This window comes from Arthrobacter sp. Soil761 (assembly GCF_001428325.1).
Classification (GTDB): domain Bacteria; phylum Actinomycetota; class Actinomycetes; order Actinomycetales; family Micrococcaceae; genus Arthrobacter.
Map to the genome: position 1 here is coordinate 114391 of NZ_LMSF01000023.1, position 11431 is coordinate 125821.

At 65.3% G+C, this 11431-nt stretch carries 8 protein-coding genes; 1 reads left to right on the plus strand and 7 read right to left on the minus strand.

What is annotated here, in order from left to right:
- The first annotated feature begins 114 nt into the window (after positions 1 to 114).
- Positions 115 to 1512, plus strand: a complete 1398-nt coding sequence (locus ASG79_RS12675; RefSeq protein ID WP_082581750.1) for an MFS transporter — start codon at positions 115 to 117, stop codon at positions 1510 to 1512.
- 79 nt (positions 1513 to 1591) lie between these two features.
- Here the strand turns inward: ASG79_RS12675 and ASG79_RS12680 are convergent, their stop codons facing one another.
- The 7 genes from ASG79_RS12680 to ASG79_RS12710 all read right to left on the minus strand — a co-directional run bounded on the left by ASG79_RS12680 (position 1592) and on the right by ASG79_RS12710 (position 11231).
- Entirely contained in the window at positions 1592 to 2074 is a 483-nt protein-coding gene (locus tag ASG79_RS12680; RefSeq protein ID WP_018770662.1) for an SRPBCC family protein, read from the minus strand.
- Positions 2075 to 2253: 179 nt separating this feature from the next.
- Positions 2254 to 3309, minus strand: coding sequence for a metallophosphoesterase (locus ASG79_RS12685; protein ID WP_056391591.1), 1056 nt, complete (start codon positions 3307 to 3309; stop codon positions 2254 to 2256).
- A gap of 28 nt (positions 3310 to 3337) precedes the next feature.
- The gene (locus tag ASG79_RS12690) at positions 3338 to 4216 is read right to left on the minus strand and encodes a phosphatidylinositol-specific phospholipase C/glycerophosphodiester phosphodiesterase family protein (protein WP_056391592.1); all 879 of its coding nucleotides are present in this window, start codon (positions 4214 to 4216) and stop codon (positions 3338 to 3340) included.
- Positions 4217 to 4554: 338 nt separating this feature from the next.
- Entirely contained in the window at positions 4555 to 6003 is a 1449-nt protein-coding gene (locus tag ASG79_RS12695) for an HNH endonuclease signature motif containing protein (protein ID WP_056391593.1), read from the minus strand.
- A 180-nt stretch (positions 6004 to 6183) separates the two neighbouring features.
- A complete protein-coding gene (locus tag ASG79_RS12700; RefSeq protein ID WP_056391595.1) occupies positions 6184 to 8220 on the minus strand; it encodes an ABC transporter ATP-binding protein in 2037 nt (678 codons plus the stop codon).
- Entirely contained in the window at positions 8217 to 9965 is a 1749-nt protein-coding gene (locus ASG79_RS12705; RefSeq protein WP_056391598.1) for an ABC transporter ATP-binding protein, read from the minus strand. Before ASG79_RS12705 ends, ASG79_RS12700 begins: the two co-directional genes overlap by 4 nt.
- 156 nt (positions 9966 to 10121) lie before the next feature.
- Positions 10122 to 11231 (minus strand): SDR family oxidoreductase, encoded by a 1110-nt coding sequence (locus ASG79_RS12710; RefSeq protein ID WP_056391603.1) that lies wholly within the window; start codon positions 11229 to 11231, stop codon positions 10122 to 10124.
- Positions 11232 to 11431: the final 200 nt, after the last annotated feature.

Here is an 11431-nt window from a genome sequence, read left to right on the forward strand (position 1 = left end):
CCACGGATCCTGAGGATGGCGGGGACAACTCCCGCCATCCTCCCCTAGGCTTTTGCCATCTCCACTCTTGGTCAATGAGGACCCCAGCACCGCGCTGGAGAAGGAGGACTCGCAATGCGCGAGCCGAACAACACCACCACCATGGCTGGCGGCCCCAACGCCGCCCGGATAAATGCAGAGCTCGTAGCCCGTCTCGAAAGGCTTCCGCTCACCCGGCGCCTGACCCTGATCCGCGTGATCATCGGGTCCGCCACGTTCTTCGACGCCTATACCGTCCTGGCCATCGCCTTCGCCATGCCGCAGCTGTCCACGGAATGGCACCTGACGGCCGGGGAGATCGGGATGATCCTGTCAGCCGGATACGTCGGCCAGATCTTCGGCTCACTCTTCTTTGGCCAGCTGGCCGAAAGGATCGGCAGGCTTCCCGTCCTGCTCATCACCATCCTGCTCTTCGTCTCCATGGACGTCGCCTGCCTGTTCGCGTGGGGCGCCGCGTCGATGATCGTCTTCCGCTTCATCCAGGGCATTGGAACCGGTGGTGAGGTCCCGGTGGCCAGCGCCTACATCAACGAATTCGTTGGGGCGAAAAAGCGCGGCAGGTTCTTCCTCCTCTACGAGGTCATCTTCCCCGTGGGCCTCATGTTCGCCGGCATCGCCGGGTACTTCCTGGTCCCGGTGGTGGGCTGGAAGGCGATGTTTATCGTCGGCATCGTCCCCGCCCTGCTCACCATTCCCATGCGCTGGCTGATGCCCGAATCCCCCCGCTGGCTCGCCTCCCGGGGACACGTAAACAGGGCTGACATGGTTGTCACCATGCTGGAAAATGAAGCCCGAAAAGCAGGCCACGCCCTTTCCGAGCCCGTTGTGCGCCCCGTGGACCCGAAAGCGACCGCCCGGACCGACTGGCGCGAACTCTTCTCAGGCATCTACCGCAAACGCACGCTCATGATCTGGATGCTTTGGATCTGCGTCTACATGGTCAACAACGGCCTTATCACCTGGCTCCCAACGCTCTATAAGCAGACCTTCAACCTCCCGCTTCAGGCCAGCCTTGCCTACGGCTGGGTGACATCGGCAGTGGGCGTCGTGGCGTCCATCCTGTGCGCGCTCCTCATCGACCGCGTGGGCCGCAAGCGCTGGTACTCATGGGCATTCCTCGCCGCTACGGTCCCGCTGGTAGTGCTCACCGCCCTCGGCGCCGTCTCCGCCACACAGGTGGTGGTGTTCGCCAGCATCGCCTACGCCATTCTCCAGACCATCTCGTTTTCCCTCTACCTCTACTCGGCCGAGCTCTACCCGACGCGTCTCCGCGCCATCGGCACCGGATTCGGAAGTGCCTGGCTTCGGGCAGGCTCCGCGATCGGGCCCATCCTGGTCGGCTGGATCGTGGACAACTATGGGGTCAGCTACGTCTTCACGGTCTTCGCCGCAGTCGCGCTCATCGGTGGCCTGGTCACCATCTTCTTCGCCATCGAAACCAAGGGCCGGGTCCTCGAGGAACTCTCGCCCTGACCCGCACCGCAACCACAAAAACAAGGAAACGTACGACGCCGGGTGGGCACCCGCCGTCGTACGTTTCTGTTTGCCAGGTCTACAACTGGCCGGTGGGGCCGCTGTCCTTGACTTCGCCACGCCAGCCTCCGGTTTCGGTGCCGCGAGATTCAACGAAGTCCTTGAACTTGCGCATGTCCGCCTTGACCTGCATCTTGTCGATCTTCAGCGCCGCGCCTGCCTTTTCGGTGACGGTTTCCGGGGCCCATTCGAAATGGACTTTGACCTTGGTGTGAGTAGCGTCCAGCGGCGTGAACCTGACGATGCCGGCATGCGACTTGCCGTCGACGCTGCGCCAGGCGATCCGGTCATCGGGCTCCTGGTCGACAATTTCAGTGTCGAACTCCCGCCTGACGCCACCCACCTTGGTAACCCAGTGGTTGGTGGTGTCCGTCAGCTGGGTTATCGATTCCACTCCGGACATGAACCGCGGAAAGGATTCGAACTGGGTCCACTGGTTATAAGCGGTACCCACCGGGACGGCGACTTCAACGGTCTCTTCAACCTCTTCGAAGTGTTCCATCTGCTTCCTCCTTATGACGGACGGCCGCAGCGACAGACCGGCAGCACTGGCCTTCCTGCCAGTCAGGCAGCCGCCACCCCAGCACGATAAGTCCGGCAGCTATCTGTGTCCAGAGCCTTGGAATTCCCAAGCGGACGACGGCGGGTGGGCGCCCGACGTCGTCCGCTTCCGGTTGGCGCCTACCCGCTGAAGGCGACCTTTTCCCAACTCAGGACGTCCTCACCCGTGGCGCTGTTGCCGGCCACAGTGAAGCGCACATAGTCCACGGCGTTGCCGGCGCCATCCACGGTGATGCGCCGCAGGTTGTCCGCTGGGGCCGAGCCGTAGATGCCCAGCCACGGCGATCCCGCGGCGAGGGGCTGGTTCTCCGCGAAGACGTGGCTGTCACCGTTGATGAGGTAGACCGGTGCGTCGAAGTGGTTGGTTTCCTCGACGATCGCCTGCACGATCCCGCGGAAGCCGGAGACGGTTTCGGGATTGGCGGTGGCGTCGGCCAGGAGGGAAGGGTCGAACATGTCGGCCTGCTGCATGAGCACCACCGCGCGCACATTGCTGCGCCTGGCGTCGGCGAAGGTCTGGTGGATCTGGGTGATGACGGCGTCCGTCCGGTGCTCCACCTCCGCCAGCTGCTCCGGGGTGGGTTCTGTCTTGCCCAGGCCCGTCCACGGCAGGAGGGAGTTGTTGCTGCCCTGGACGTTCAGGACGGAGAAGGCCACCCGGTTCTTGGTGAAGCGGACGTCCTCGGGCAGGCCCAGGTTCGCCTGGGACTTCACCGGCATGGTGGCGCCGAGTGTCTTGCCGGGCTGGTTGAAGAAGACCTCCCGCAGTTTGTCCAGGCGTTCCAGCGGGTTGTAGGCGCCGTTGTTGGCGCGGTGGCAGTCCACCCATTCGTTGTCGCCGGGCGTGTAGACCAGCGGGTGGGTGAAGGTGTCGAACTGGGAGCGGATGTAGGAGAAGTACCCGTCGGAGCAGACGGAGGAGCCGTTCTTGATGTCGCCCACGTGTGCTACAAACTTCAGGTCCTTGTCGGCGTTGAGGTCCTGGATGCGGGACGGGAACTTGGCGATCTCGGTTGCGCCGTAGGGGATGTCGCCGATCGCGGCGAAGGTGAAGGCCTGGTTGTTGTCGCTGCTGCTGTCCGCAGCCTGTGTTCCGGCGAATGCGGGCTGGGACGCAAGGAGGCCAAGCGCCAGGGTGAGTGCCGCCGTCGTAATTTTCAAAGTCTTTGTGGGCATGTGATTTGCTCCTGTTTCTGCTAAATGCCTAGGCGCCGCGGGCGGTGAGGAACTGCTGGAGGCCGGCGAGGTCGTCGGTGTTGATGTGGTCCACGCCGGCGTCGGCCAGTTCGGTCCAGACGGCGTCGCGGGCGGCGCCGGGCTGGTCCGGGGTGGCCCAGAAGCGGACGCGGTAGCCGTTGGCGTGGGCCGTGGCAACGAAGGCGCGCAGCTTGGTCCGCTCGTATTCGGGCATGGGGCCCACGCCCTGCCAGGTGAAGAGCTTGGTCCAGTTGTCGCTGACCAGGGGCATCAGGGCGGCGGGGAGGCCTGAGGCGAGGTCCGTAGAGCGGCCGTCGTAGAAGCTGAAGCGCTGGGTCTGTGCCTGCATGGTGGCCAGTGGGCGGTTGCCGCTGATGACGGCGGTCACCGGGCCGGTCTTGACGTTGCCGTTGGTGTAGCGGCTCATGATGCCGCGGTGCTCGGACAGTTCCTGTTCGACGGCGGCGTAGGTGGCCTCGCCTTCGCTCTTGATGTCGATCAGGAGTTGGAGGCTGCCGTCCCACTGGGGGTAGACGCTGTGGCCGGGCTGGCTGCGGACCAGGTCCTGGAGCGGGTCGAGGTAGAGGCTCTCGAGCGTGACGCCCTGCTTGGCGTCGGCGAGGTCGTGGGCCACCCGCAGTTCGCCGTCCACAAGCCACACGTCCGCCTCGACGCTGGTGAAGCCGTGCTCCAGGGCGTCGAACAGGGGCTGGTCATGCTCGTAATCATTGTGGGCGTGTGTCCCGGCAAGCGGCTGGCCGACGACGACGGGAGCCGGCCTGGGTGCCTCAGCCGGGGCTTGAGTCTGCGCCTGGGCGGGGGCTACGGCTGTCCCGGCAAGGGAAGCGAGGATGGCGACGGTGGCGAGGGTGCTTTTCACGAACACGGAGTACTCCTGGTGCGTCGGGGATGTCTGCCCGGCCGGGGTGTGACGGGCGGAAGGGTGCCCGAACAGCTTGCTGTGCCTGCTGGAACGGTTTGGAGCGCTTTGGTTGATGGTGGGTAAACGGAAGGGAACAACAGGCCGGTCCCTACAGGACCGGCAGCCTGCTTCCAAGACCGGCACGGATGTCTACTTCACTTCCAAGACCGGCACGGATGTCTACTTCACTTCCAAGACCGGCACGGATGATTGCTGCACGTGGCGCCGTGGTTGGACGCGGTCCTGGCTGTGCCGGGGCGCACACCAACGGAGCACGCCGACGGAGAGCATGAATACCCCGGCTATGACGCAGCCAGATAATCCACGCATACTGCTTCCAAGAGGCTTCCTTCTCCGGGCAGGAAGACCGGCGGCCACAGTGGCGGTTCCCGGTCCGGTTGTTCGGCGTTGTATTGGCGCCCGGTGGGCGAGATCCAGCCGGGTGGTTCGTTCCTGGCGGCTGGTCCGGGGCTCCAGCCCGTTCGGTGCTTGAGCCTGTGGTGCTTGGGGCACAGCTGACCCAAGTTGCTGATTCCGGTAGTTCCGCCATTTTCCCAGGCTGTGAGGTGGTCTGATTCATTATCCAGGCTGGCGTTGCTGCAGCCGGGAAAAGTGCATTTTCCATCGCGCATCCGCAACCACCGCTTCAGTGATTCCGGGAGGCGGTAGCTGGTCCGGCTGATTTCCAGCGGTGCCCCGTCCCGGGGATCCACGAGGACCCGGTAGAACGAGCCGGCACCTTCCGTGACGAGCCTTCGGGCCATCGACGCCGGGATGGGTCCGTAGCCGTCAAGCTCGGCGGCCTCGTCCGCGGTTCCGAGGAGTGAAAACACCGGCACCGTGACCAGCACGTCGGCTTTAAGGGAGGGCGCCGCGCCAACTGCCTGGGCTGGATTGCCCAACAGCAACCCCGCAGCCACATCGGCCCTGAGCTGGGCAAGCGTCCGCGGTTCATCCGGGCCCTGCAGGCCGCGGGCCATGGCGGACATCCTGTTCCAGACCGCGCATGCCGTGTCCGCGGGCATGTACAGCGAGACCCATGCCATTCCGTCCCGGTCCAGGGAGTACTCCATCCGCCGGTCCCCTGCGCACTTCGCGTGCCTCGAATCCAGGGACTCCGGGTGATGCCGTTCCCGCCAGGAACGGACTTTCCGACGAAACCGGGCCGGCACCAATTCGCCAGCAGCGGCTCCCCTGGCCGCGTTCGGTGCCTCCGGGTCAAGGAAGTGAGCTTCCAATGAAGCGGCCGCAGCGGGGTTGAGGCCAGAGGTTTCGTCCACAAGGATCCGTGCGTGCTGCCAGGAAATGCTTCCGTCCTGGAGCGCATCCAGGGTCGACGGCAAAGAGCTGGTCAGCGCCTGGGCTTCCCCCAAAAGTGCAGACGCGGCACGTTCACCGATGGTGAGGACGCAGGCAACCTCTGCCACCATGCTCATTTCCCGCGCCGACGATTCATAGGCACTTTGCGCCGGCCCTTCCAACGCATCTGACGCCTCTGCGTAACCGGCCAGCAATTGGACCTTCGCCGCGGCTGTGGCAGCTTCGATCCGGGCCACCACCGCCAGGCCGTCCAGGCAGGACTCGGAAAGTTCCCGCAGAGGATCATGGCCAGCCAGGCCGTCTCCACGAGCCGACGCTTCCGAGGAACGGGCAAGGACTCCGGCCAACTCGTTCACCAGTCCGGCCAGGGAGGTGACGGCAGCCGGCAACCCGGCCCTGCGTCCCGCGTCCACAACCGCTCCGGTTTCCATACCCAGATTCTGTCACTGGGGTCTGACAATTCGAGTTCCACCCACAGCAGAACCGAGAATCCGTCATCGCGCCCGCTTCGGTTCCCCACCCGCCAGGGTTTTGCACTCCGGTCGGTCATGGACGCCGGCATGGGGTCAGATTCAATGACGGCTGTGTCCCAAAATGGGAGGCACGCTGTCCTAAACCTCCGCAACCGGCGCAGCGAACTGGGCCTCGTACAGCCGTGCGTAGGCCCCGCCGGCGGCCAGCAGTGATGAGTGGGTCCCCTGCTCCACGATCTGGCCGGCCTCCATCACCAGGATGAGGTCGGCGTCGCGGATCGTGGACAGGCGGTGCGCGATCACAAATGACGTCCGGTCTGACCGCAGGGCGCTCATGGCCTTCTGCACCAGCACCTCGGTCCGGGTGTCCACCGAAGACGTCGCCTCGTCCAGGATCAAAACAGAGGGCCGCGCCAGGAAGGCCCGCGCGATGGTCAGCAGCTGCTTCTCACCCGCTGACACGTTGGAGCCTTCGTCGTCCAGCACGGTGTCGTACCCTTCGGGCAGCGACTTCACGAACCGGTCCACATACGTCGCCCGCGCCGCCTCCAGAATTTCGTCCGAAGACGCAGCGGGCCGGCCGTAGGCAATGTTGTCCCGGATGGTCCCACCGAACAGCCACGTGTCCTGCAGCACCATCCCCATCCGCGAGCGCAGGTCGTTCCGGGTCATGGTGGTGATGTCCACGCCGTCCAACGTGATCCGGCCGGCATCCAGCTCGTAGAACCGCATCATCAGGTTCACCAGCGTGGTCTTGCCCGCCCCCGTCGGCCCCACAATGGCCACCGTCTGCCCCGGCTCCGCCACCAAAGACAACCCGGAAATCAGAGGCTTGTCCGGCGAATACGAGAAGGACACGTCCTCGAACACCAGCCGCCCGCGCCCGGCACCATCAGGACTCTGCCAAGAAGCACCCACAGGATCGGCAGACTGTTCCTCCGTATCCAACAACTCGAACACCCGCTCAGCCGACGCAACGCCGGACTGCAGCAGGTTGGCCATCGAGCCGAGCTGCGCCAGAGGCTGGGTGAACTGCCGCGAGTACTGGATGAACGCCTGCACGTCACCCAACTGCATGGCCCCGGACGCAACCTGCAGGCCGCCCACCACGGCAATCCCCACGTACACCAGGTTCCCGATGAAGGTCATGGCCGGCATGATCAGCCCGGAAATGAACTGCGCCCCGAAACTCGCCTCATACAGCTCCACGTTTTTCTGCCGGAACCGCTCCCCCACCTCGCGCTGCCGGCCGAACACCTTTACCAGTGCATGCCCGGTGTAGGTCTCCTCAATCTGCCCATTCAGCTCACCGGTGTTCTTCCACTGCTGCACAAACAGCTTCTGCGAGCGCTTGGCAATCAGCGCCGTGATCCCCAGCGTCAGCGGAATGGTCACCAGCGCGATCAGCGCCAGCGTCGGGGACAGGATGAACATCATCACCAATACGCCCACCACCGTCAGCAACGACGTCACCGCCTGGCTGATGGACTGCTGCAGGCTCTGCGAAATGTTGTCCACGTCGTTGGTCACCCGGCTGAGCAGCTCACCGCGCTGGATCGAGTCGAAATACCGCAGCGGCAGCCGGTTGATCTTCGCCTCGATCTTCTCGCGCAGCCCAAACACCGTCCGCTGCACCACGCCGTTCAGAACATACGCCTGCCCCCACATGAACGCCGACCCCAGCACGTACAGCACCAGCGCCCACGTCAGCACGCTGGCCAGCGCCGCAAAGTCGATCCCCGCACCCGGCGTCAGCGTCATGGCGCCGAGCATGTCCGCCTTCTGGTTCTCCCCCGCCGCCCGCAGCTGCGCAATCAGTTGCGCCTGCGTCATCCCCGGCGGCAGCTGCTTGGACACCACACCGGCGAAAATCAGGTTGGTGCCCTCGCCGAGCAGCCGCGGCCCAATCACCTGCAGCACTACGCCCGCCACGGCCATTACCAGCACCAGCACCAGCCAGAGCCGTTCCGGCCGCAGGGTGCCCAGCAGCCGTTTGGCCGAACCGCTGAAGTTCATCGCCTTCTCTGCCGGGACGTTCATCCCGGCAAACGGTCCGCCGTGCCCTGGGCCGCCGCGCGGCCGGGGAATGCGTACGACGTCGGCCTGGCCGGCTCCGGAGCCGGGCCCGGCTTTGGTGCCGCGAGCGGGACGGGTCCCCGGGTGTTGGGTGCTCATACCGTTTCCTCCGCTGCCAGCTGGGACGAAACAATCTCACGGTACGTCTCGGATGTCTCCAGCAACTCATGGTGCGTGCCGTGCGCAACGATCCTGCCGTCGTCGAGCACCATAATCTGGTCCGCGTCAACGATGCTGGACACGCGCTGGGCGATGATGACCATGGTGGCACCGGCAGTGCTGCGCTTGAGCGCCTGGCGCAGCCGGGCGTCGGTGCCGGTGTCCAGGGACGAGAACGAGTCGTCAAAGATGTAGAGCTCGGGCCGCTTCACCAGGGCCCGGGCGATGGCCAGCCGCTGCCGCTGCCCGCCGGAGACGTTGGTGCCGCCCTGCGAGATCGCCGCGTCCAGCCCATCCTCCATCTGCTCCACGAAGTCCCGGGCCTGGGCGATCTCCAGCGCGGTCCACAGCTCGTCCTCGGTGGCGTCCGGGTTGCCGTACAGGAGGTTGCTGCGCACGGTGCCGGAAAACAGGTATGGCCGTTGTGGCACCAGGCCGATGTGCCCCCAGAGCAGGTCCGGGTCCAGGTCCCTGACGTCCACTCCGTCCATCAGCACCGCGCCGGAGGTGACGTCGAAGAGCCTCGGCATCAAGTTCACCAGGGTGGTCTTGCCGGAGCCGGTGCTGCCGATGATCGCGGTCGTCTGCCCAGCGCGGGCGGTGAAGCTGATGCCTGACAGGACCGGCTGGTCGGCACCCGGGTAGGCGAATCCGACGTCTCGCATCTCCAGCTCGCCGCGCCGCTGCCTGCCGGCGAACGCCGCGCTGGTGACCGGGTTCTCCGGCGGCAGGACGCTGGAGCTGGTGCCCAGCACCTCGCCGATACGGTCCGCGGACACCGACGCGCGCGGGATCATCACCGCCATGAAGGTAGCCATCATGACGGACATGAGGATCTGCATCAGGTAGCTCAAGAACGCGATCAGGGTGCCCACCTGCATGGACCCGTCCTCGATCCGGAAGGCGCCGAACCAGATAACCGCCACGCTGGATACGTTCAGGATCAGCATGACGGTGGGGAACATCAGCGCCATCAGGCGTCCGGCGCGGAGGGCAACGTCCGTGACGTCCGTGTTGGCCTGGGCGAAACGCGCCGTTTCCATGTCCTCCCGCACGAATGCCCGCACCACGCGGATGCCCGCGAGCTGCTCGCGCAATACGCGGTTCACGGTGTCGATCCGGGCCTGCATCTTGCGGAACAGCGGCACCATCCGCGTGACAATGAGCCCGACGGCGATCAGCAGCACCGGGACACACACGGCAATGAGCCAGGACAGCTGGGCGTCCTGCCGGATGGCCATGATCACGCCACCGATGCTGAGCATGGGCGCGGCCACCATGAGCGTGGCGGACATCAGCACCAGCTGCTGGACCTGCTGGACGTCATTGGTGGACCTGGTGATCAGGCTCGGGGCGCCGAAGCGGGTGACCTCCTGCTCGGAAAACTCGCCCACGCGGTCAAAGATGGCGCCGCGCAGGTCCCGGCCCAGGCCCATCGCGGCCTTGGCACCGAAGTACACGGCCACCACGGCGCAGGCGATCTGCGCGAGGGTGATGAGCAGCATGACGCTGCCCGTGGACATGATGTAGGCGGTGTCGCCGCGGGCCACACCCTGGTCAATGATGTCCGCGTTCAGCGTTGGCAGGTACAGCGACGCGATGGACTGCGCCAGCTGGAAAACCACGACGGCGACCAGCAGCGGCCGGTGCGGCCGCAGGTATTCGACAAGCAACTTCCAGAGCATACGTACAAGCCCTCACCTGACGGAGTGTCCACAAACGTGGTGCGAAGGTCAGTGTACGTCCGGAGGCTGGGACTTAACCGGGGGTTCGAGCCAGAACTTTCAGGGTTCACTGACGGCGTACGCGGGCCCTCCGAACAGCTCTTTGGGCCTCCTTGATCAGGGAATCAGGTTGTCTGCGCGGTAGCGGTCGAACAGCGAGGTAAAGGCGTCCAGCGTCCGCCGGTACCCCGTAAAGCCTGCATCCCGGCTCTTGCCCATGTCCGTGACCACCTCGATGCCGCGGCCCAGGTCTCCGTCCGTATGCCACCAGCTCGCCACCCGGTCCAGGTCCGGTTCGCTGAGGTTGTGTTCCGCGGCGATCCGCCGCCACTGGTCCTCCCTGCCCGCCATGGACTGTTCGAGGGGACGGGGCTCGCCCGGGTATCCCTCCCACTCCACGCCGAAGTAGGCTGCGAGTTTCGGCCACATCCACCGCCAGCGGAACACGTCACCGTTGACGATATTGAAAGCCTGGTTCGCGGCTTCCGGGGTGGTGGAGGCCCAGAGCATGTGCTCGGCCAGCAGGCCAGCATCCGTCATGTCAGTGAGGCCGTTCCATTGCGTCTCGGATCCCGGGAACACGAACGGCTCCCCGCTGTCCCGGCACAGGGTGGCCTGCGCAGCAAGCGTAAGGCCCATGTTCATCGCGTTGCCCACCGCGTGGCCAATCACGGTGTGTGCGCGGTGCACGGACCAGGTAAAGCCCTGCCCAGCCGCTGCCGCCCAGAGTTCATCCTCCTGGGCGTAGTAGAAGTTGGGTACTGGAAGGCGCGGCTCCTCCTCATGGAAGGGCGTGTCCGGCATCTCCCCGGCCGCGTACGCCTCGAACGGTCCCAGGTAGTGCTTAAGGCCTGTCATCAGGGCGACGTGGGACACGTCCTTGCCCTGCAGTGCTCCGAGGAGATCACGCACCATGCCGGCATTGACGGCGATGTTCTCTTCCTCGGTGGCCCGGCGCGACCACGCGGTGAAGTAGACATGGGAGGGGTTCTCCGGACCAAGCACAGCCGCCAGGGAGGAAGCTGAGGTCAGGTCCGCCGAGAGCCACCGGACGCCAGGGCGCTCAGCTCCGGGCCTGCGGGACAAGGCAAGGACAGCCCAGCCTTCGCCAACCAAAGTATCCACCAGCGCGGACCCCGCGATGCCGGTGGCACCCACCACCAGGGCAGTCCGCCCGTTCCCCGCTGCTGATCCTGCACCCGCTGCTGTTCCTGAACCGATGGTCATAGTGCTCCTTCTGCTGCAGGGTTGTTCGACGACGCCCCCTTGCGACAAGCCCCAGCGTCAGGCAGATATTCCGCCGCTCAATCGAGGTGTAGGCGGAGGGGGCTAGAAGGTGCCCTCCGTGTCAGGCTCAATCGCCCACGCAAGGCGGTGCAGCACACTTGCCGTCCGGCCCCGCAGGATTGACCAGGGTGACAGACCGG

Bases quoted from the DNA above. Each gene is read 5' to 3' on its own strand.
- ASG79_RS12675 (WP_082581750.1), top strand. From the start codon at position 115: ATGCGCGAGCCGAACAACACCACCACCATGGCTGGCGGCCCCAACGCC.
- ASG79_RS12680 (WP_018770662.1), bottom strand. From the start codon at position 2,074: ATGGAACACTTCGAAGAGGTTGAAGAGACCGTTGAAGTCGCCGTCCCG.
- ASG79_RS12685 (WP_056391591.1), bottom strand. From the start codon at position 3,309: ATGCCCACAAAGACTTTGAAAATTACGACGGCGGCACTCACCCTGGCG.
- ASG79_RS12695 (WP_056391593.1), bottom strand. From the start codon at position 6,003: ATGGAAACCGGAGCGGTTGTGGACGCGGGACGCAGGGCCGGGTTGCCG.
- ASG79_RS12700 (WP_056391595.1), bottom strand. From the start codon at position 8,220: ATGAGCACCCAACACCCGGGGACCCGTCCCGCTCGCGGCACCAAAGCC.
- ASG79_RS12705 (WP_056391598.1), bottom strand. From the start codon at position 9,965: ATGCTCTGGAAGTTGCTTGTCGAATACCTGCGGCCGCACCGGCCGCTG.
- ASG79_RS12710 (WP_056391603.1), bottom strand. From the start codon at position 11,231: ATGACCATCGGTTCAGGAACAGCAGCGGGTGCAGGATCAGCAGCGGGG.